This is a genomic window from Enterobacter sp. SECR19-1250 (assembly GCF_013391025.1).
Taxonomy (GTDB): Bacteria; Pseudomonadota; Gammaproteobacteria; order Enterobacterales; family Enterobacteriaceae; genus Enterobacter; species Enterobacter cloacae.
In genome coordinates this window covers 1-21,663 of sequence record NZ_JACASJ010000066.1, presented here as the reverse complement: position 1 = coordinate 21,663, position 21,663 = coordinate 1, and the positions used below count along the sequence as shown (strand labels likewise).

The following is a 21,663-nucleotide window of genomic DNA, read 5'->3' as shown; positions in this document are numbered from 1 at the left end:
GGGGGAATCAATCGCACTAACCCAAATTATCTCCCCCCATTAACCGTTTCAGCCTTCCCGCCTTCCTTGAGCCGCATCCGTTCTGGTGGTATTGTTTAGCGCTTTTGAAAAATTGAATCGACTTTTGAGGGGATTTTCGCAATGCGTATTATTCTGCTTGGCGCTCCGGGCGCGGGTAAAGGAACTCAGGCTCAGTTCATCATGGAGAAATACGGTATTCCGCAAATCTCCACCGGTGATATGCTGCGCGCCGCTGTTAAATCTGGCTCTGAGCTGGGTAAACAAGCGAAAGACATTATGGACGCTGGCAAACTGGTGACCGACGAGCTGGTTATCGCTCTGGTCAAAGAGCGCATTGCTCAGGAAGACTGCCGTAACGGTTTCCTGCTGGACGGCTTCCCACGCACCATTCCTCAGGCTGACGCCATGAAAGAAGCGGGCATCAACGTAGACTACGTGCTGGAGTTCGACGTACCAGACGAGCTGATCGTTGATCGTATCGTTGGTCGCCGTGTGCACGCTGCTTCTGGCCGCGTTTACCACATTAAATTCAACCCACCTAAGGTTGAAGGTAAAGACGACGTAACCGGCGAAGAGCTGACCACCCGTAAAGACGATCAGGAAGAGACCGTGCGTAAGCGCCTGGTGGAATACCATCAGATGACTGCGCCGCTGATCGGCTACTACACCAAAGAAGCGCAGGCGGGTAACACCAAATACGCGAAAGTTGACGGCACCAAAGCCGTGGCTGACGTTCGTGCAGAGCTGGAAAAAATCCTCGGCTAATCGCACTGCTCTCACCCGGGTCCCCGGGTGAGAATATTTCTCATCTTACCTATTACAGCAATGGGTTCCGTTTAAGCGCATTTCCGCTACAATTGACAACCATTCAAATGGTTAAGAGGCGTGAATGAGTCAGGCGAAAACCGGCATCCTGCTTGCCAATCTGGGCACCCCAGAAGCACCTACGCCAGAAGCGGTAAAACGCTATCTGCGACAATTTTTAAGCGACACGCGCGTTGTGGATACCCCAAGACTGCTGTGGTGGCCATTACTGCGTGGCGTGATTTTGCCCATTCGTTCACCGCGCGTCGCCAAACTCTATCAGTCTGTCTGGATGGAAGAGGGCTCGCCGCTGATGGTCTACAGCCGTCGTCAGGAGAAAGCGCTGGCTGCCCGCCTGCCGGATATGCCTGTCGCACTCGGCATGAGCTATGGCAAACCGTCTCTGGAAAGTGCGGTCGACGCGCTGCTGGCGCAGGGGGTTGAGCACATTGTGGTGCTGGCACTCTACCCGCAGTACTCCTGCTCGACAGTCGCTGCGGTGTGGGACGAACTGGCCCGCATTCTGGCGACCCGCCGCCGCATTCCGGGCGTGACCTTTATACGCGACTACGCCGATAACGAACTCTATATCAAAGCGCTTGCCAGCAGTGCCCGCGCGTCGTTTGAAAAACACGGCGAGCCGGATCTGCTGCTGTTGTCCTATCACGGCATTCCGCAGCGTTTCGCTAACGAAGGGGATGATTATCCGCAGCGCTGTCGCGATACCACGCGTGAGCTGGTGTCCGCGCTCGGCCTGCCGCCGGAGAAGGTGATGATGACTTTCCAGTCGCGCTTTGGTCGCGAGCCGTGGTTGACACCGTATACGGATGAAACCCTCAAAATGCTCGGCGAGAAAGGCGTGAAGCATATTCAGGTAATGTCGCCGGGCTTCTCGGCCGATTGCCTGGAAACGCTGGAGGAGATCGCGGTGCAAAACCGGGAGTTTTTCCTTGAGGCTGGCGGTGAGAAGTACGAGTACATTCCGGCACTTAATGACGCTCCGGAACATATCGACATGATGGTCTCGCTGGTGACCAACAGCCGCTGATCGCACTCTGGGCCGGGTTTGTGCTACCATTCCCGGCCCATATTCTATGCACAGTTCAGACCATGAAATTTCCCGGTAAACGCAAATCCAAACACTACTTCCCTGTTGATGCCCGCGATCCGCTCCTGCAGCAAATCCAGCCTGAAAATGAAACCAGCGCGGCATGGGTCGTCGGTATCGATCAGACGCTGGTGGACATTGAAGCGAAAGTGGATGATGCGTTTGTCGCCCGTTACGGTCTGAGCGCCGGCCACTCGCTGGTGATCGAAGACGACGTTGCGGAGGCGCTCTATCAGGAGCTGGTGCGTGACAACCTGATCACCCATCAGTTTGCCGGTGGCACCATCGGCAATACCATGCACAACTACTCCGTTCTGGCAGACGACCGCTCAGTGCTGCTCGGCGTGATGTGCAGCAACATCGAAATTGGTGGCTACGCCTACCGTTACCTGTGCAATACCTCCAGCCGTACCGATCTTAACTATCTGCAGGGTGTCGACGGCCCCATTGGCCGCTGCTTTACGCTGATCGGTGAATCCGGCGAGCGTACCTTTGCCATCAGCCCTGGCCACATGAACAAGCTGCGTGCCGAGAGCATTCCCGAAGAGGTGATTGCGGGCGCGTCGGCGCTGGTGCTCACCTCCTACCTGGTGCGCTGCAAGCCGGGCGAGCCGATGCCGGAAGCCACCATGAAGGCGATTGAGTACGCGAAAAAGTACGATGTGCCGGTGGTCCTGACGCTGGGAACAAAATTTGTGATTGCCGACAACCCGGAGTGGTGGCAGGCCTTCCTGAAAGAGCATGTCTCGATTCTGGCGATGAACGAAGAAGAAGCTGAGGCCCTCACCGGCGAGAGCGATCCGCTGCTGGCCTCCGATAAAGCGCTGGACTGGGTGGATCTGGTGCTCTGCACCGCCGGACCGGTAGGGCTGTATATGGCAGGCTTCACGGAAGAAGAGAGCAAACGCAAAACCCAGCATCCGCTGCTGCCTGGCGCCATCGCCGAGTTCAACCAGTATGAGTTCAGCCGTGGCATGCGTTATAAAGACTGTGTTAATCCGCTGCGGATCTACTCGCACATCGCCCCGTACATGGGCGGCCCGGAGAAGATCATGAACACCAACGGTGCGGGCGACGGTGCGCTGGCGGCGCTGCTGCATGACATCACCGCCAATGCCTACCACAAAACCAACGTGCCGAATTCCAGCAAACATAAGTTCAGCTGGCTCACCTATTCGTCGCTGGCGCAGGTGTGTAAATACGCGAACCGCGTCAGTTATCAGGTGCTGAACCAGCACTCCCCGCGCTTAACACGTGGCCTGCCGGAAAGGGAAGACAGCCTCGAAGAGGCGTACTGGGACAGGTAAAAGCAAAACGGCAACGCATGTTGCCGTTTTTAGTGTTTATTCCCTCTCCCGGTGGGAGAGGGTCAGGGTGAGGGCATCAGGCCGCACGAAACTTACCTCGTCACAGCCTCTTCAACCGGCGGCTTCGCCAGCAGCGCCAGCATCGTATTCGCAATTTCGCGCTCACCCATCACCACCTGATTCGCACCCCGTTCGGTGATGTAATCCACCTCGTCGTCGTAATGGGCGCGGGCAATGATCTCAATCGTTGGGCATTTCTCACGTGCAGTGGCCACAATCTCACCCGCTTCGTAGCCGTTTGGAATGGTCAGCAGCAGCCAGCGGGCGCAGTCCAGATGCGCCAGGTTCATAATTTCTTCGTTCGCCGCATTGCCCAGCACCGCGCGGATACCGCGCTCGCGCAACTCATCGACGCGGGTACGCGAGGTTTCAATCACCACCAGCGGGATCCCTTGCGCCATCAGCTTCTCGCCGAGCAGGCTTCCCACACGGCCAAAGCCGACCAGCAGGGCGTGGTTGCAAATATCCACCGGGATCTGCTTCTCTTCTTCAATGGCCTCTTCGAGCGTCTGCTCTTCAAGGGTTTCCGTTTTATCGAGATATTTTTCCAGCAGCGCGAACAGCACGGGGTTCAGCATAATCGAGAGGATCGCTCCCGCCAGCACCAGGTTCTGCCCGGCCTGCGGCAGCAGGTTCAGCGCCATCCCCAGACCCGCCAGAATAAAGGCGAACTCACCAATCTGTGCCAGGCTTGCGGCGATGGTAAGAGCGGTACGCGGCGAGTGGCCGAACATTCGCACCAGGAAAAAGGCGGCGACCGACTTACCAAAGATGATAATCGCCAGCGTCCCCAGTACGGCCAACGGCTGCTGAACCAGAATCATCGGATCAAACAGCATCCCGACGGATACAAAGAACAGCACCGCGAAGGCATCACGCAGGGGGAGGGTGTCGTGCGCCGCTCGGTGGCTCAGTTCGGATTCGTTCAGCACCATCCCGGCGAAGAACGCGCCAAGGGCAAAGGAGACGTCAAAGAGCTCCACCGCACCAAAGGCAATCCCCAGCGCCAGCGCAAGGACGGAAAGGGTGAACAGTTCACGCGAGCCGGTGGCCGCGCTGCGCGACATGATCCACGGCACCAGACGGCGGCCTACCAGCATCATGATGGCGATAAACGCCACCACTTTTCCGATGGTGATGCTCATATCCAGCGCCAGCGAGGCAAAGCCGAGGGTGTCTTTTTCCATCATTCCGGCGACGGCAGGCAGCAGGACCAGCGTCAGCACCATCACCAGATCTTCAACAATCAGCCAGCCGATTGCGATTTGTCCGCGCTGGCTATCTATCAGCTGCCTCTCTTCAAGCGCGCGCAGCAGCACCACGGTACTGGCGGTTGAGAGACACAGCCCAAATACGATGCCGGTCATTAACGACCAGCCCAGTACGGCCGAAAGCGCCATGCCCAGCAGCGTCGCCACCCCTATCTGGGCGATCGCTCCCGGTATGGCGATCGACTTTACCGCCATCAGGTCCTTCAGGGAAAAATGCAGCCCCACGCCAAACATCAGCAGAATCACGCCCAGTTCCGCCAGTTCAGGTGCCAGTTTGGTATCCGCAACGAAGCCAGGCGTAAACGGTCCCGCCAGTACCCCGGCTAACAAATAGCCCACAAGAGGGGAAATACGCAGTTTATTGGCAATCATGCCGAGAATAAAAGCGAGCACAAGTCCACCAACAATGGTGGTGATAAGCGGTGTGGCGTGGTGCATTCCGTCTCCTTTCGTTGTGGGTGTTCCATTTTGGTGAAAACCAAAAACCGAGTAATAGTTTATGACAATTTTTACCCTTGTGTTTATGAATAATTGAAGTTTGAATAAAACGGCAATATGCCTCAGAAAAGGCAGGTTTTGATAAATTCAGAGAAGGGATGAACAGGAAAGCCTTATGCCATGAGGGCATCAGGCTGCCAAAGTTACACTTTGGCAGCCATGAAATTACGCTTTATGACGATTATCAGGCAGGAATATGGTCAACATCCCCAGAAGTGGCAGGAAAGCGCAGATTTTATAAACCAGGAAGATACTGGTGTGGTCGGCAACCATGCCTAACACGGCTGCACCAAGGCCGCCCATGCCGAAGGCGAAACCAAAGAAGAGCCCGGAAACCATACCAATACGCCCCGGTAACAACTCCTGCGCATACACCAGGATAGCCGAGAACGCCGAAGCCAGAATAAAACCAATAATCACCGTTAAAATGCCCGTCCATTCAAGGCTGGCGTAAGGCAAAATAAGGGTAAAGGGAGCAACGCCAAGGATAGAGCCCCAAATAACATATTTACGGCCAATTTTATCCCCGACTGGCCCGCCAATCACCGTCCCTGCTGCGACGGCAAACAGGAAAGCAAACAGGTGGAACTGCGCGTTTTGTACCGATAATCCGAATTTTTGCATCAGGTAAAAGGTGTAATAGCTGCTGATGCTCGCCATATAGAAATATTTCGAGAAAATCAGCACCAGCAGCACGGACACAGCCAGGATCACCTTATTGCGTGGAAGGGGATTGATAACCTTCACTTTTGGTTTGCCTTTGTTTACGCGGTGCTGTGCGGCATACCAGCGGCTGATCTGGGCGAGCACAACGATCGCCAGCAGGGCGGCCAGCACAAACCAGGCGACGTTACCCTTGCCGTAGGGGGCGATGATCACTGCCGCCAGCAGCGGGCCGAGGGAACTGCCAAAATTACCGCCCACCTGGAAGAGTGATTGCGCCAGCCCGTGGCGCCCGCCGGAGGCCATACGTGCCACGCGGGAGGACTCCGGATGGAAGACCGACGAGCCGGTCCCCACTAGCGCGGCGGCAAGCAGCACCGCTTCAAAACTGCCCGCCATAGCCAGCAGCACCAGCCCGCTCAGGGTGAAGCACATGCCAATCGGCAGCGACCACGGCATCGGATATTTATCCGTCCAGTAACCGACGATCGGTTGCAGTAGCGAAGAGGCCAGCTGGAAGGTCAGGGTGATCATCCCAATCTGCACGAAGGTTAATGAAAACTCGGACTGCAGCAGCGGGTAAATCGCCAGGATCAGCGACTGGATCATGTCGTTGAGCAGATGGGAGAGGCTAATAGCGCCTAAGACTTTAAATGAGGTGCGCGAGGGTGGCGGCGACGCCGGCGCGCCCGAAACGGGCTGGGTTGATTCACTGATTGCCATAAATACCACGTCGTTAGTGATGAAAAATGCAGGGGGTAATTATTATCCAACTAACATACCTGCCAGCGACATTTGAAGAAAGTCGCAATTATGAAAACTTATTTGTCTATTCTTGTTACTCACTGTAATTTTTGCGTTTGTCTATTGGTCAGGGAGAGAGAAGATGAAGTTAATGAAGCATGGCGTCGCGTTGGCGCTGCTCGCCGCCTGGGGTCTGGCAAGCCTGCCCGCACAGGCGTATGAAAAAGACAAAACGTATAAAATTACGATCCTGCATACCAACGATCACCACGGCCATTTCTGGCGCAGCGAGTACGGCGAATATGGTCTCTCCGCGCAAAAAACGCTGGTGGATGGCATTCGTAAAGAGGTTGCCGCCGAAGGGGGCAGCGTGCTGCTGTTATCGGGGGGCGATATCAATACCGGCGTGCCGGAGTCCGATTTACAGGATGCCGAGCCTGATTTTCGCGGCATGAATTTAATCGGTTACGATGCGATGGCCGTCGGAAACCACGAGTTTGATAACCCGCTGAGCGTGCTGCGCCAGCAGGAAAAATGGTCCAAATTCCCGTTCCTCTCCGCCAATATCTATCAGAAAAGCACCGGTGAACGCCTGTTTAAACCGTGGGCGCTGTTTAAGCGTCAGGATCTGAAAATCGCGGTGATTGGCCTCACCACGGACGATACGGCAAAAATTGGCAACCCTGAGTTCTTTACCGATATCGAATTCCGTAAACCGGCAGACGAAGCGAAGCTGGTGATTCAGGAGTTGCAGCAAAACGAAAAACCGGACGTGATCATCGCCACCACCCATATGGGACATTACGACAACGGCGAGCATGGTTCTAACGCACCGGGCGACGTTGAAATGGCGCGCAGCCTCCCTGCGGGCTCGCTGGCAATGATTGTGGGTGGTCACTCACAAGATCCGGTGTGCATGGCCTCGGAGAATAAAAAGCAGGTGGATTATGTTCCCGGCACGCCGTGCGCACCAGACCGTCAGAACGGGATCTGGATTGTGCAGGCGCACGAGTGGGGTAAATACGTTGGCCGTGCCGACTTTGAGTTCCGTAACGGCGAGATGAAACTGGTGCATTATCAGCTCATCCCGGTCAACCTGAAGAAAAAAGTGACCTACCCGGACGGGAAAAGTGAGCGCGTGCTCTACACCCCGGAGATCCCCGAGAACCCACAGATGCTCTCCCTGTTAACCCCGTTCCAGAATAAAGGCAAAGCGCAGCTGGACGTGAAAATTGGTACGCTGAACGGGCGTCTGGAAGGGGACCGCAGCAAAGTCCGTTTCGTACAGACCAATATGGGTCACCTGGTGCTGGCGGCACAAATCGCGCGCACCGGCGCTGATTTTGGTGTGATGAGCGGCGGCGGGATCCGTGATTCCATCGAAGGCGGGAATATCACCTATAAAGATGTGCTGAAGGTGCAGCCGTTTGGCAACGTGGTGGTTTATGCCGATATGAGCGGGAAAGAGGTGATTGAGTACCTTACCGCCGTGGCGCAGATGAAGCCGGACTCCGGCGCCTATCCGCAGTTCGCTAACGTCAGCTTTGTGGCCAAAGACGGCAAGCTCAACGATCTCAAAATCAAGGGTGAGCCGGTTGATCCCGCGAAAACCTACCGTCTGGCAACCTTAAGCTTTAACGCCACCGGCGGCGACGGTTATCCGCACATCGATAACAAACCGGGCTATGTGAATACCGGCTTTATTGATGCCGAGGTTCTGAAGCAGTTTATCGAGCAGAATTCACCGATCGACGTGAATGCGTATGAGCCGAAAGGCGAGGTGAGCTGGCAGTAACGTTGTGCGGCCTGATGCCCTCACCCCAACCCTCTCCCACCGGGCTGAGGGCGCGAACACAAAAAACGGTAACGTCTGTTACCGTTTTGCTTTTACCTCGCAGCCGCCACCCGGCTTTTTCTTTTAATCCCTGCGCGCAATATCCGCAAACTTCGCATCCAGCATTTTGGCCAGATCGCCTGCGGCCAGTTCGATATCCAGCCCGCGCTTGCCGCCGGAAATATAGATGGTTTCAAATTCCTGCGAAGGGGCGTCAATCAGCGTTGGCAGGCGTTTTTTCTGCCCGAGCGGGCTAATCCCGCCCACCAGATAACCCGTGGTGCGTTGCGCAACCATTGGGTCTGCCATATCTACCTTTTTCGCTCCCAGCGCTTTGGCCACTTTCTTCAGGTCCAGTTGACCAGCCACGGGCGTGACCGCGACGGCGAGATGCTTCATATCGCCATTCACGGCCACCAGCAGCGTTTTATAGACCTGGTCGGCGTTCAGCCCCAGTTTGCGCACCACTTCATCACCAAAATTGGTTTCGTTCGGATCGTGATCGCAAGTGTGGATCCGGAAAGAAATTTTGTTTTTTTCGAGTAATTTAACGGCGGGAGTCATAGCTATCCTTCTTACGACAGACAATTCATGCTGACAGCATACGCCTGACGTTTGTCTAAAAAATAGCACCATCTTGCGCAATAGTATTGGCAGTGATGGTCACTTTGAGCGACAATCGGCTCAACCGAAGGTCTCCTTCGGCATAATAAAAACGATGAAATTCCTCTTTGACGGGCCAATAGAAATATTGGCCATTTTTTTATTTCAGCAGCGACGGCAAGTTTCCTTCTCCGTACAAATGTAATGCCCCCACCGCAACCACGTAATGCCCGGCAGGTAACGCATGCAGCGTCTGCCGCCATGCCGCATTGCGTGCGTTCATCAGCACATCATACAGCGATTCACTGAACGTCGACGGCAGCGTTAATTTCCCCTCAGCAGGCGGGGCATCCAGCCACCAGCCAATCATGGTTTGCAGCAGACGGGCGTTGGTATGCCAGTGCGTTAGCGTATCATCAAGAAGAATGAGACCGTCATCAGGCAGCTGGCGAAGGAGGGCAATCTGGCTATCGGTACCTTCCAGCTCAATGATCGGCAGACGGCGTGCCCGGGCTGCATTCAGCAGCTGGTAATCAATACCGTAATCACCGCGCAGACCCAGACGCTGCGCCTGCGTCGCCTGTAATATCATGGCAATCTGCCAGAGCGGCAGGGTGTCCAGCATCGAGAGCGAAACGCCGGTTTCATCCGCCACGCGCGTCAGTTCGGCGAGCTGAGCCTCGTCCAGACGGTCGGCCAGGGTGAGATCGCTCTCCAGCCCGGCAAAGGGAGACTCGTGGCCTGAAATATCCGCCTCAACCACCAGCGCATCGGCCTGCTTCAGGAGGGATAACAGACCAGAGGGCAGCGGAGACATATCCTGCGTGCCCATATGTATGCTGCCCACCAGGTGCAGATGCTGACCGCCGGGGAGCGAGATATCCATTCCGGGCCAGGTATAACGGCGGGGGAAGAGGGCGCGAAACGATGTTTTTATACGGCGAAACAGGCTCATACGCGCTCCATAAACGGAAAGGTTCATGCTAACGCGTGGGGCAGGGCGGCGCAACAGGTGAACGTCGGCACGTTTCGTAGGCCTGATAAGCGCAGCGCCATCAGGCAAAAAAGCCGGGTGGCGCTGCGCTTCCCCGGCCTACAACGTATTACGCTTTCGGTTTAAAGCGCAGCAGACGGTTGGCGTTGCTCACCACGGTAATGGAGGAGAGCGCCATCGCTGCACCTGCGACCACCGGGTTAAGCAGCGTACCGGTCAGGGGCCAAAGAATGCCGGCAGCAATCGGGATACCGAGCGAGTTATAGATAAACGCACCCAGCAGGTTCTGCTTCATGTTGCGCAACGTGGCTTTCGAAATCGCCAGCGCATCGGCAACACCCATCAGGCTGTGTCGCATCAGTGTGATGGCTGCCGTCTCAATGGCAACGTCGCTCCCGCTTCCCATGGCAATCCCCACCTCTGCCTGTGCCAGCGCCGGCGCATCGTTAATACCGTCGCCAACCATCGCGACCTGGCGCCCCTGTTGTTGCAGCGTTTTAATGGCGTCCGCTTTGCCGTCCGGCAGGACACCGGCAATGACTTCATCGATCCCCGCCTCTCTGGTGATGGCGTTGGCCGTGGTTGGGTTATCCCCGGTTAACATCACCAGGCGGTAGCCCGCGCGGTGCAGTCGTTGTAAGGCATCCACACTGTCCTGACGTAACGGATCGCGCACGGCCAGCAGGGCCGCAATATGACCGTCCACCGCAAGCAGGACAGGGGTTGCGCCCTGTGATGCCTGGGCATTCAGTTCACTTTCCAGCGCTGAAGTTGCTATGCCGTTTTCATTCATCAGGGCCTGGTTACCCAGCAGCAGTGTGTGCCCTTCGGCCTCACCGCTGACGCCTAATCCGCGCAGGGTGCGGAAGTTGTTCACCTGCGGCAGGCTGGCCTCACCGGCTTTCTCAATGATGGCCCGCGCCAGCGGGTGGCTGGAGCCTTGTTCCAGGGCCGCGGCGAGACGCAGCGCGTCAGCCTCTGCGAAGCCTGAGGTATGCACGGATACAACCTGCGGTTTACCTTCGGTCAGGGTACCGGTTTTATCAAAGACCAGCGTGTCGAGAGTGCTGGCGCGTTGCAGGGCATCTGCATCACGTACCAGCACGCCAAATTCGGCGGCGCGTCCCACGCCGGAGATAATCGACATCGGCGTCGCAAGGCCGAGCGCGCAAGGACAGGCGATAATCAGTACCGTGGTGGCGATCACCAGGGTATAGACAATTTGCGGCGCCGGGCCGAAGAAATACCAGATAGCCGCGCTCAGCAGCGCGATGCCCACTACTACCGGCACAAAAATGGCGGAGATTTTATCGGCCAGCTGACCTATTTCAGGCTTACTGCTCTGTGCCTGGCGCACCATGCGGATAATACGGGACAGCGTGGTATGGCTCCCCACCGCACTGGCGGTGAACAGCACGCTGCCGTCCTGCACCACCGTACCGGCATGCACGCCATCACCCTGTGATTTCTGCTGCGGAATGGGTTCCCCGGTGAGCATCGCTTCGTCAAACCAGGCTTCGCCCTGCGTAATGTCTCCGTCCACGGGAACACGGTCACCGGTGGTCAGACGCAGCGTCATACCGGGCTGAACCTCGGCCAGAGGAACGCTTTTTTCTCCGTCGTCAGTGACCACGCGGGCGGTCGGGGGGGTTAAATCCAGCAGCCGCTCCAGCGCCTTTGAGGAGCGCTGACGGGCACGGGCTTCCAGCATATGGCCCAGGTTAATCAGGCCGATGATCATCGCGCTCGCTTCATAATAGAGATGGCGGGCTTCCATCGGGAACCACTGTGGCCAGACGTTCACGCTCATGGAGTAGAGCCATGCCGCACCCGTGCCGAGGGCCACCAGCGTATCCATGGTTGCGGTGCGGTTTTTCAGGCTCTTCCAGGCGCTGGAGTAGAAATGTCCGCCTGCAAATACCATTACACCAAGCGTAATAATACCAATGACCAGCCACAGCGTGCGGTTATCGTCGGTGACCATCATGTTGTCACCGATCATGCCCCACACCATCACCGGGATCCCGACCAGCAGTGCAACAATGGCCTGCCAGCGGAAGCGTTTCATGGTGGCGATAGCCGTTTCCTGCTGGCGTTCGCGGCGTTTGGCATCATCTTCGATGGCCTCTGCGCCATAGCCCGCTTTTTCAACGGCCTGCACTAATTCTGCGGCGGAGGCACTGCCCATAACCAGCGCAGTACGCTCCGCAAGATTGACCCGTGCCTGCGCGACTCCGGGTACCGCCTGCAAGGCATTTTGCACCCGGGAGACGCAGCTGGCGCAGCTCATGCCGTTGATCAGCAGCTGTTGGCTGTCATCGATATCATCAGCTGCCGGAAGCTCAGGAGTGGCCGCTGTCAGTGCTTCCGACGGGGATGATGACTCTGCCAGCGGTTTAGCCTTTGGGTGGCTCAGCTCCGCCCCATAACCTGCCTGTTTGATGGTATCAATCAGCGCTTGCGCACTGGCGCTGCCGGTGACGGCGGCGTGATCGATAGTGACGTCAGCGCTTTCGACATCAGGACGCTGTTCCAGACTTTCTTTTACGCGTTTGACACAGTGGCCGCAGGAGAGGCCGTCCAGTGTCAGGTCAATTGTGTGAGACATAACAAAACTCCCGTATAATGAACTGGTCAGTTGTTGACCGGAGTAACGCTTTTCGCTAACTGTTATGAAGGTTAAACCTTCCATCAAGGGGAAGGTCAAGGGGGAAATGTGAATATCAGCGATGTTGCGAAAAAAACCGGATTGACCAGCAAAGCAATCCGCTTTTATGAAGAGAAGGGGCTGGTGACGCCGCCGCTGCGCAGCGAAAATGGCTACCGTAGCTACACGCAACTGCATCTGGACGAGCTGACCTTACTGCGTCAGGCGCGTCAGGTGGGTTTTAACCTTGAAGAGTGCGGTGAGCTGGTGAATCTGTTCAACGATCCAAAACGCCACAGCGCAGATGTAAAAAAACGGACGCTGGAAAAAGTGGCGGAGATTGAACGGCACATTACGGAACTGGAAGCGATGCGCAAGCAGCTGCTGGCGTTGGCGGAATCCTGTCCGGGAGATGACAGCGCCGACTGCCCGATTATCGATAATCTTGCCGGCTGCTGTCATCGTAAGGCGCAGGCTTAGCAGGCTTTCACCCGAAGCGTAATCCCTTCCACCGCGATGACCTCAACCCGCGTCCCGGCGCTGAGGTCATCGTCGGCCACCACCGGCCAGGAGCTATCGCCCACGCGCATATGTCCGCGGCCGTTCACCAGCGCAGTCTCAAGCGTAAAGCGCTGGCCGACGATCTGCTGTCCACGCTGATTGAGATGGGTATCCAGCGGTTTTTGCTCGTTAACCTGACGGTTCAGCCAGCGCCACCACAGCCAGGCGGCCACCAGCGTCAGCACGGCAAACAGCGCGCCCTGCCACGCCCAGTCCAGGGGGAGCAGCCAGACCAGCAGCCCGGTAATCACTGCGGCCACACCGCTCCAGAGCAGATAACCGTTGCCACCAAGCATCTCTGCGGCCAGCAGTAAGCCACCCAGGCTTAGCCAGAAAGCATGAGGATGTGCGACGATCAGCTCAATCATTTTTTGCGCTCGTTTCCGCTGTCTTTGATAAGTTCAGCAATCCCGGCGATGGAGCCCATCAGACTGCTGGCATCCAGCGGCATCATCACCACTTTGCTGTTATTTGCCGAGCCGATCTCTTTCAGCGCATCGGTATATTTTTGCGCGACAAAGTAGTTCACGGCCTGGATGTCACCGGCGGCAATGGCCTCGGATACCATCTGGGTTGCGCGGGCTTCCGCTTCGGCAGAACGTTCACGCGCCTCTGCCTGCAAGAAGGCAGACTGGCGATCCCCTTCCGCTTTCAGAATTTGCGACTGTTTTTCCCCTTCGGCTTTCAGGATCTCCGCCTGACGCACCCCTTCGGCTTCCAGAATATAGGCGCGCTTGGTTCGTTCTGCCTTCATCTGGGCGTTCATCGAAGCGATAAGCTCCGCAGGTGGGCGAACGTCCCGGATTTCAATGCGGGTGACTTTAATGCCCCACGGGTTTGTCGCTTCATCAACAATGTGCAGCAGACGGGTGTTGATGCTGTCACGCTGAGAGAGCATTTCGTCCAGCTCCATAGAGCCGAGTACCGTACGGATGTTGGTCATCGTCAGATTAACAATCGCCAGCTCCAGGTTACTCACCTCATAGGCGGCTTTGGGCGCATCAATAACCTGAATAAAACAGACGGCATCGATGGTGACGTTGGCGTTATCCTTCGAAATAACTTCCTGCGAGGGGATATCCAACACTTGTTCCATCATGTTGATCTTGCGACCAATTCTGTCCATGAAGGGAACAATCAGGCTCAAACCTGGCTGGAGTGTATTGGTATAGCGGCCGAAGCGTTCAACGGTCCACTGATATCCCTGCGGGACAATTTTGACCCCGGCGCCCACAATAACCAGCGCAACGAATATAAGGACAGGAACAACGATAAGCATAAAAACCTCCTGTTTTGCATGCTGTTGATGAGTAAAAATGCATGTTTATTGTTCATCAGTATATCGGCTATCGGGCTGAAATTCGCCTCTGAAAATAGGCTGGGAAGGGACAAAGGATTATGCTACAGACGATTTTTACCAGAATCGGTTAACGGAAGCGGAATGAACGATCAAAAAAACATATTACATCTCAGGGATGTCGGGTTTCGTGTTGGGGGGAATACGATCCTTCAGCACGTCGAATTTTGCCTTTCACCGGGCGAGTTTAAATTAATCACCGGGCCGTCAGGCTGCGGCAAAAGCACGTTACTGAAAATTGTGGCTTCACTGCTAAGTCCTACGGAGGGAACCGTTCTGTTTGAGGGCCACGATATTGCGACCCTCTCCCCGGAACGCTATCGCCAGCAGGTCTCTTATTGTGTACAGACCCCTTCACTGTTCGGCGAAACGGTCTATGACAACCTGATCTTCCCGTGGCAGATTCGCCAGCTAACGCCGGAGCCGAATAAATTTATCGCTGACCTGGCCCGCTTTGGCCTGGCGCAGGAGACATTGACCAAATCCATTAATGAGCTCTCCGGGGGCGAAAAGCAGCGCGTTTCGCTGATTCGTAACCTGCAGTTTTTACCGAAGGTGCTGCTGCTGGACGAGATCACCAGCGCGCTGGATGAGGCCAACAAGCGCAACGTGAACGACATCATCCATCGCTACGCCAGTGAACAAAATATTGCCGTGCTGTGGGTGACGCACGACGCAAATGAAATTGCCCATGCGGATGATGTCATCACGCTGCAGCCGCAGGGTGGGAAATGGCAGGAGGCAAACCATGGGTGAGCATAATATCACCAACGCATCGCTGGCGTTTTCCATGGTGCTGGTACTGGTGGCGATTTTAGTGAGCTACCGGGAAAAGCTGGGGCTGGAGAAAGATATTCTCTGGAGCATCTGCCGCGCGGTGATTCAGCTCATCATCGTTGGCTATGTGCTGAAGTACATCTTTAACGTCAACCACGCGGTGCTGACGCTGCTGATGGTGCTGTTTATCTGCTTCAACGCAGCGTGGAATGCGCAGAAGCGCAGCAAATATATCGATAAGGCGTTTGTCTCGTCATTTATTGCCATTACGACCGGGACCGCGCTGACGCTGGCGGTGCTGGTGCTATCTGGCTCTATTGAGTTTACGCCGATGCAGGTGATCCCCATCTCCGGGATGATCGCCGGGAACGCCATGGTGGCGGTAGGGCTGTGCTACAACAACCTTGGCCAGCGCTTCAGCAGTGAGCAACAGAAGCTGCAGGAGAAGTTAAGCCTGGGGGCCACGCCAAAAGTGGCGTCGGCGCGGCTGATTCGTGAGAGTATCCGCGCGTCGCTAATCCCTACGGTGGATTCGGCGAAAACGGTCGGGCTGGTGAGTCTGCCGGGGATGATGTCAGGGCTGATCTTCGCTGGCATTGATCCGGTGAAAGCGATCAAATATCAGATCATGGTGACCTTTATGCTGCTCTCCACGGCGAGCCTGTCGACCATCATTGCCTGTTATCTGACGTATAGGAAGTTCTACAACGCGCGCCACCAGCTGGTGGTCACACAGCTAAAAAAAGCGGATTAAGCCTGTTTGTGTAGGCCCGGTAAGCGTGAGCGCCACCGGGCATTTTTTTTAGTAGAGCAGCGCGTACAGCTGACGACGGTACTTCGAGGCCAGCGCATCGCCGGTACCCAGCGCGGCCAGGATCTCCTGGAACATTTTCCGCGCTTGACCGTCTGCGGCAGCCAGATCGTTTTGCAGGTGGCTGAACAGCAGTTCCAGTGCCTCTTCGTTTCGACCCACCTGATGCAACTGGAGTGCCAGCTGGCTTGCCAGCGCTGCGTCGGCCGGGTTATCGGCAACCTGCTGCTGGAGTTGCTGGATTTCCGGGGTATCCGCCGCCTGTTTCAGCAGATCAATTTGCGCCACCAGGCCCTGATAGCGGGTGTCCTGATCCTGCAACGGGATCGTTTTTAGCACGGCTTCAGCATCTTCTGAGCGGTGCAGGGCAATCTGCGTTTCAGCCAGCAGCAGGCCAATCTGGCTGTTCTGCTTAGAGAGCTGCCAGGCGTCTTTCAACAGCGGCAGGGCTTCGTCGTATTTACCTTCCTGCATCAGCGCCATGGCTTCCTGCGCTTTTAGCTCCTCCTCACGCGGCAGCACTTTATCCAGCAGGGCGCGGATCGCCTCTTCAGGCTGCGGTCCCTGGAAGCCATCAACAGGCTGTCCATTCTGGAAAAGATAGACCGTGGGGATGGCGCGCAGGCCAAACTGAGAGGCCACCATGGGTTCTGCATCACAGTCCAGTTTGGCGAGAATGAACTGGCCATTATATTGCGCGGCAAGGCTTTCGAGGACCGGCGTCAGTTGCAGACAGTGTTGGCTGCGTTCAGACCAGAAGTAGAACAGTACCGGTTTAACCATCGACTGTTCGAGGACCTGTTGCAGGTTTGCTTCAGTAATATTGACGATATTCTGTACGGACATGCGGCATTCTCTTTTATCGGTTTGTTATTTACATGGGGGTGAGCGTCGTCGCTTCAACTCAACCGTGTAAAATTTTGTCCATCATCCGGCCCGGCAGCAGACGTTTTAACCAGCCTACGGCATGGGTGACCAGCGTTACCGGATAGCGCATTTTTGGGTTATCGCTCTCAAAAGCATGGCGCACTTTCGCGACAACCGCTTCCGGCCCAAGGGTAAAACGTGCGGCGATGCCGGGGTTTTCGACCGGTTTGTCCGCCTGCGTCTGGTTGACGTTATCCGTAAAACGGGTGCGGATGGGGCCGGGTTCAATCAGGCTCACCTTAATCCCGCTGTGACGCAACTCCATGCGCAGGGCGTCCGACCATGCTTCCAGCGCATATTTGCTGGCGGCATACGCGCCGCGGCCGGGGGTAGAAATCAGCCCCATGACCGAGGAGGTCATCACGATACGCCCTTCACCGTGAGGCAGCATCGCCGGAAGCAGGCGCATGGTGAGCTGATGCACACCGAAAAAGTTGCTGGAAAACTGTTGTTCAAGCTGTTCGCGGGAGATCGTATTCAGCGGGCCATAGAGACCGTAACCGGCATTATTGAACAGACCGTATAGACGGTTGCCGGTAAGGGCGATCACCTCATCGGCGGCGCGTTCAACGCTGTCCGGTGAGTCCAGATCCAGCAACACGCTGGTGAACCCCATCCCGTTGAGGCGTTCCACATCGTCAGGTTTACGGCAGGCCGCCAGCACCTGAAATCCCTGACGCTTTAATTCGAGCGCGCTTTCAAGACCAATTCCGCTGGAACATCCTGTAATTAAGACCGATTTTTGCATAACTTTACCTGTCAGGATCTCCGCTTAATCAGGAGTCATGGTTAACTAAAGGAGCCAGCCGCGTTGCCATCCAGTCGGCAATAAACGGCTGTGCATCGCGATTGGGGTGGATCCCGTCATCCTGCATCCAGTTGGGTTTGAGATAGACCTCTTCCATGAAAAATGGCAGCAGCGGAATATCAAACTCGTTGGCAAGCTTAGGGTAGATCGCGCTAAAGGCTTCATTATACCGACGACCGTAGTTGGCGGGCAGGCGAATTTGCATCAGCAGCGGCTGGGCGTTCGCCGCTTTAATGTCCTTCAGGATGGTGCGCAGGGTTTGTTCTGTTTGCTGAGGCTGGAAGCCACGCAATCCGTCGTTACCGCCCAGCTCCACCAGTACCCATCGCGGTTGATGCTGTTTGAGCAAGGCTGGCAGACGCGACAAGCCCTGCTGCGAGGTATCACCGCTGATGCTGGCGTTGATAACAGACGTTTTGCTCTGCCATTTTTCGTTGAGCAGAGCCGGCCAGGCCGCACTGGCCGCCATACGATAGCCTGCGCTGAGGCTGTCGCCGAGAACCAGTAACGTGTCCGCTGCCGCCGCGCGGAAAGTCATCAGAATCAAAAACAGGAAGGGCAAATGCCAGCGGAAAACATTGTTGAAGTTCATCGTCTTAAGAAGTCCGTCGGTCAGGGGGAACACGAGCTTTCCATCCTTACCGGAGTTGAACTCGTTGTCAAACCTGCCGAAACCATTGCGCTGATTGGCGAATCCGGTTCCGGTAAGTCCACGCTGCTGGCTATTCTGGCCGGACTGGACGACGGCAGCAGCGGCGAGGTTAACCTGGTCGGACAGCCGCTGCATCAGCTTGATGAAGAGGCGCGTGCCGCGCTACGTGCCCGTCACATCGGCTTTGTGTTTCAGTCCTTCATGCTGATCCCCACCCTGAACGCGCTGGAAAATGTTGAATTGCCCGCGCTGCTGCGCGGAGAAAGCAGCCGTGAAAGCCGCGATCATGCGAAGGCATTGCTGGAACAGCTGGGGCTGGGGAAACGCCTTGACCATCTTCCGGCGCAGCTTTCCGGTGGAGAGCAGCAACGCGTGGCGCTGGCCCGCGCATTTAATGGTCGCCCGGAGGTGCTGTTTGCCGATGAACCCACCGGGAACCTGGACCGTAAAACCGGAGACAAAATTGCCGATCTGCTGTTCTCGCTCAACCGGGAACATGGCACCACGCTGATTCTGGTCACGCACGATCCGCAATTGGCCGCCCGCTGCGATCGCCGCCTGCGGCTGGTCAACGGTGAATTGCAGGAGGAAGCATGATTGCCCGCTGGTTCTGGCGCGAGTGGCGCTCGCCTTCGCTGCTGATCGTCTGGCTGGCGTTAAGCCTGGCGGTGGCCTGCGTGCTGGCGCTGGGCAGCGTCAGCGATCGCATGGAGAAAGGGCTTAGCCAGCAAAGCCGCGAATTTATGGCGGGCGACAGGGCGCTGCAAAGCTCGCGTGCCGTCCCGCCGGGCTGGATCGACGAAGCGCGCAAGCGGGGGCTCAAGGTCGGGGAGCAGATAAGCTTCCAGACCATGACCTTTGCCGGTGACACGCCGCAGCTGGCCAGCGTCAAAGCCGTGGATGATATCTACCCGATGTACGGTGAACTGCAGACCAGCCCGCCAGGCGTCAAGCCGAAACCCGGTACGGTGCTGCTGGCACCGCGACTGATGGCGCTGCTGAACCTGAAAACAGGTGACAGCATCGACGTGGGGGACGCGACGCTGACCATTGCCGGGGAGGTGGTTCAGGAACCCGATTCCGGCTTCAACCCGTTCCAGCTCGCCCCACGCTTGCTGATGAACACCGCAGACGTGGCGAAAACCAACGCCGTCCAGCCGGGGAGCCGTGTCACCTGGCGCTATAAGTTTGGCGGCACGCCTGCGCAGCTGGAGGCGTATGAAAAATGGCTTCTGCCGCAGTTAAAACCGGAGCACCGCTGGTACGGGCTTGAGCAGGATGAGGGCGCGCTCGGCAAGTCTCTTGAACGCTCTCAGCAGTTCCTGCTGCTCTCGGCACTGTTAACCCTGCTGCTGGCCGTCGCGGCGGTTGCCGTGGCGATGGGACACTACTGCCGCAGCCGTTACGATCTGGTGGCGATCCTCAAAACCCTTGGCGCGGGCAGGGCGCAATTGCGGAGGCTGATTGTCGGCCAGTGGCTGATGGTGCTGGCGCTGTCGGCCGTCACCGGTGGGGCGACAGGTCTGCTGTTTGAAAAGCTGCTGATGATGCTCCTGAAACCGGTACTGCCTGCCGCGCTGCCGCCAGCAAGCCTCTGGCCGTGGCTGTGGGCGATTGGCGCGATGACCGTGATTTCATTGCTGGTGGGGTTGCGCCCGTACCGGCTCCTGCTCGCCACCCAGCCGCTGCGCGTGCTGCGCCGCGATGTGGTGGCCAGCGTCTGGCCGCTTAAATACTACCTGCCGGTGATGATAGCCGTGGTGATCGGGCTCCTTGCCTGGCTGATGGGCGGGAGTACCCTGCTGTGGGCCGTGCTGGTTGGGGCGGTGGTTCTGGCGCTGCTGTGTGGCGTGCTGGGCTGGATGTTGCTCACTGTTCTGAAAAGGGTGACGATAAACACCCTTCCCGTGCGGCTGGCGGTGAACCGTCTGCTGCATCAGCCGTGGTCAACGCTGAGCCAGCTTTCGGCGTTTTCGCTCTCGTTTATGCTGCTGGCGCTTTTGCTGGTGCTGCGCGGCGATCTGCTGGATCGCTGGCAACAGCAGCTTCCGCCGGAAAGTCCGAACTATTTTCTGATCAATATTGCTCCAGAACAGGTGACGCCACTGAAGGGTTTTCTCTCTGAGCATCACATTATTCCCGAGTCGTTCTATCCGATCGTGCGTGCGCGCCTGACGCAGATCAACGGTCAGTCGACGGAGGGAAATAAAGATGAGTCGCTCAACCGTGAGCTAAACCTGACCTGGCAGGAGAAGCGCCCGGATCACAACCCGATCACCGCCGGAAGCTGGCCGCCAAAGGCCGGGGAAGTGTCGATGGAAGAGGGGCTGGCAAAGCGTCTGAATGTGAAGCTGGGAGATAGCGTGACCTTTACCGGCGACACGCAGGATTTCAGCGCCAGAGTGACCAGCCTGCGCAAAGTGGACTGGGAAAGCCTGCGGCCAAACTTCTTCTTTATCTTCCCTGTCGGGGCGCTGGATGGACAGCCGCAGAGCTGGCTCACCAGCTTCCGCTGGGAAAACGGCAACGGCATGTTGACGCAGCTTAACCGGGAATTCCCGACGGTCAGCCTGCTGGATATTGGCGCGATACTGAAACAGGTCGGTCAGGTGCTGGAGCAGGTCAGCCGCGCGCTGGAGGTGATGGTGGTACTGGTGACGATTTGCGGCGTGCTGTTGCTGCTGGCACAGGTGCAGGTTGGCATGCGTCAGCGTCATCAGGAGCTGGTGGTCTACCGTACGCTGGGAGCCGGCAAGCGTCTGCTGAGAGCTACGCTGTGGAGCGAGTTCGCCCTGCTGGGGCTGGTGGCAGGCCTGGTGGCCGCCATTGGCGCAGAGGCGGCGCTGGCAGTGCTGCAGTCGAAAGTCTTCGACTTCCCGTGGGAGCCAGACTGGCGCCTGTGGCTGACGCTGCCGGTGTGCGGTGCGCTTCTGCTTTCACTTTGCGGCGGCTGGCTCGGAACGCGGCTGTTAAAAGGCAAAGCACTGTTCCGCCAGTTTGTCAGTTAGTTCACAGACGTGATGGTTGCGTGCCGGTTTAAATGCTGGTGCGCAGCCCGTTAACAGCACAAATCGATAATACCCACTCATTTAGTAGCACAAAACATTAAAAACCCGCCCACACAGTCCGATTATTTCCAGTTAATATTCACACGCTAAATATTTAGGGAAGGTGCGAATAAGCAGGTCATTTCTTCCCAAGCTGACTCGCTGATTA

General features: G+C 56.8%; 19 protein-coding genes. 9 read left to right on the top strand and 10 right to left on the bottom strand.

The features are described 5' to 3' along the window. Positions 1 to 141 precede the first annotated feature (141 nt). The 3 genes from adk to HX884_RS16795 all read left to right on the top strand — a co-directional run bounded on the left by adk (position 142) and on the right by HX884_RS16795 (position 3,240). A complete protein-coding gene (gene adk / locus HX884_RS16805; RefSeq protein WP_006809841.1) occupies positions 142 to 786 on the top strand; it encodes an adenylate kinase in 645 nt (214 codons plus the stop codon). Between the two features lie 124 nt (positions 787 to 910). Next, positions 911 to 1,873 (top strand): ferrochelatase, encoded by a 963-nt coding sequence (hemH, locus tag HX884_RS16800; protein WP_013095900.1) that lies wholly within the window; start codon positions 911 to 913, stop codon positions 1,871 to 1,873. A gap of 62 nt (positions 1,874 to 1,935) precedes the next feature. After that, positions 1,936 to 3,240 (top strand): inosine/guanosine kinase, encoded by a 1,305-nt coding sequence (locus HX884_RS16795; RefSeq protein ID WP_020685011.1) that lies wholly within the window; start codon positions 1,936 to 1,938, stop codon positions 3,238 to 3,240. A gap of 92 nt (positions 3,241 to 3,332) precedes the next feature. Here HX884_RS16795 and ybaL read toward each other — a convergent pair whose 3' ends face one another. Next, on the bottom strand, positions 3,333 to 5,009 hold the full coding sequence (ybaL, locus tag HX884_RS16790; RefSeq protein ID WP_029882633.1) for a YbaL family putative K(+) efflux transporter: 1,677 nt from the start codon (positions 5,007 to 5,009) through the stop codon (positions 3,333 to 3,335). A 225-nt stretch (positions 5,010 to 5,234) separates the two neighbouring features. Next, the gene (locus HX884_RS16785; protein WP_013095903.1) at positions 5,235 to 6,455 is read right to left on the bottom strand and encodes an MFS transporter; all 1,221 of its coding nucleotides are present in this window, start codon (positions 6,453 to 6,455) and stop codon (positions 5,235 to 5,237) included. Positions 6,456 to 6,618: 163 nt separating this feature from the next. Here HX884_RS16785 and ushA point away from each other — a divergent pair, with 163 nt between their 5' ends. Further along, positions 6,619 to 8,271 (top strand): bifunctional UDP-sugar hydrolase/5'-nucleotidase UshA, encoded by a 1,653-nt coding sequence (gene ushA / locus HX884_RS16780; RefSeq protein ID WP_013095904.1) that lies wholly within the window; start codon positions 6,619 to 6,621, stop codon positions 8,269 to 8,271. 123 nt (positions 8,272 to 8,394) lie between these two features. On the opposite strand, the gene ybaK is transcribed toward ushA, so the two are convergent. The 3 genes from ybaK to copA form a co-directional block, all read right to left on the bottom strand. Next, entirely contained in the window at positions 8,395 to 8,874 is a 480-nt protein-coding gene (gene ybaK, locus HX884_RS16775; protein ID WP_178328503.1) for a Cys-tRNA(Pro)/Cys-tRNA(Cys) deacylase YbaK, read from the bottom strand. Between the two features lie 199 nt (positions 8,875 to 9,073). Next, the gene (locus tag HX884_RS16770; protein WP_013095905.1) at positions 9,074 to 9,868 is read right to left on the bottom strand and encodes a TraB/GumN family protein; all 795 of its coding nucleotides are present in this window, start codon (positions 9,866 to 9,868) and stop codon (positions 9,074 to 9,076) included. A 148-nt stretch (positions 9,869 to 10,016) separates the two neighbouring features. Beyond that, positions 10,017 to 12,515, bottom strand: coding sequence for a copper-exporting P-type ATPase CopA (gene copA, locus HX884_RS16765; protein WP_178328502.1), 2,499 nt, complete (start codon positions 12,513 to 12,515; stop codon positions 10,017 to 10,019). A gap of 108 nt (positions 12,516 to 12,623) precedes the next feature. Here copA and cueR point away from each other — a divergent pair, with 108 nt between their 5' ends. Next, a complete protein-coding gene (cueR, locus tag HX884_RS16760) occupies positions 12,624 to 13,034 on the top strand; it encodes a Cu(I)-responsive transcriptional regulator (protein ID WP_013095907.1) in 411 nt (136 codons plus the stop codon). Here cueR and HX884_RS16755 read toward each other — a convergent pair. Then, entirely contained in the window at positions 13,031 to 13,483 is a 453-nt protein-coding gene (locus HX884_RS16755) for an NfeD family protein (RefSeq protein ID WP_020685017.1), read from the bottom strand. The genes cueR and HX884_RS16755 overlap by 4 nt on opposite strands. Further along, a complete protein-coding gene (locus HX884_RS16750; protein ID WP_008499312.1) occupies positions 13,480 to 14,394 on the bottom strand; it encodes an SPFH domain-containing protein in 915 nt (304 codons plus the stop codon). Before HX884_RS16750 ends, HX884_RS16755 begins: the two co-directional genes overlap by 4 nt. A 162-nt stretch (positions 14,395 to 14,556) precedes the next feature. Here HX884_RS16750 and fetA point away from each other — a divergent pair, with 162 nt between their 5' ends. Then, entirely contained in the window at positions 14,557 to 15,228 is a 672-nt protein-coding gene (fetA, locus tag HX884_RS16745) for an iron efflux ABC transporter ATP-binding subunit FetA (protein ID WP_178328501.1), read from the top strand. Then, positions 15,221 to 16,003 carry an iron efflux ABC transporter permease subunit FetB gene (fetB, locus tag HX884_RS16740; RefSeq protein ID WP_020685020.1) on the top strand — a complete coding sequence of 261 codons (783 nt, stop codon included), beginning with the start codon at positions 15,221 to 15,223 and terminating at the stop codon, positions 16,001 to 16,003. The genes fetA and fetB overlap by 8 nt, the downstream gene beginning before the upstream one ends. Before the next feature lie 48 nt (positions 16,004 to 16,051). Here the strand turns inward: fetB and HX884_RS16735 are convergent, their stop codons facing one another. From HX884_RS16735 to tesA, 3 genes are read right to left on the bottom strand one after another with little or no spacing between them, the layout of a single operon-like run. Beyond that, positions 16,052 to 16,906 carry a co-chaperone YbbN gene (locus HX884_RS16735; protein ID WP_013095911.1) on the bottom strand — a complete coding sequence of 285 codons (855 nt, stop codon included), beginning with the start codon at positions 16,904 to 16,906 and terminating at the stop codon, positions 16,052 to 16,054. 58 nt (positions 16,907 to 16,964) lie between these two features. Then, positions 16,965 to 17,735 (bottom strand): SDR family oxidoreductase, encoded by a 771-nt coding sequence (locus HX884_RS16730; protein WP_062856591.1) that lies wholly within the window; start codon positions 17,733 to 17,735, stop codon positions 16,965 to 16,967. 28 nt (positions 17,736 to 17,763) lie between these two features. Beyond that, on the bottom strand, positions 17,764 to 18,387 hold the full coding sequence (gene tesA, locus HX884_RS16725) for a multifunctional acyl-CoA thioesterase I/protease I/lysophospholipase L1 (protein WP_013095913.1): 624 nt from the start codon (positions 18,385 to 18,387) through the stop codon (positions 17,764 to 17,766). Between tesA and ybbA the strand changes: the two genes are divergently transcribed. Continuing rightward, positions 18,358 to 19,044 carry a putative ABC transporter ATP-binding protein YbbA gene (ybbA, locus tag HX884_RS16720; protein ID WP_013095914.1) on the top strand — a complete coding sequence of 229 codons (687 nt, stop codon included), beginning with the start codon at positions 18,358 to 18,360 and terminating at the stop codon, positions 19,042 to 19,044. The genes tesA and ybbA overlap by 30 nt on opposite strands. Continuing rightward, complete coding sequence (ybbP, locus tag HX884_RS16715) at positions 19,041 to 21,455, top strand: putative ABC transporter permease subunit YbbP (RefSeq protein ID WP_178328500.1); 2,415 nt, start codon at positions 19,041 to 19,043, stop codon at positions 21,453 to 21,455. The genes ybbA and ybbP overlap by 4 nt, the downstream gene beginning before the upstream one ends. Positions 21,456 to 21,663: the final 208 nt, after the last annotated feature.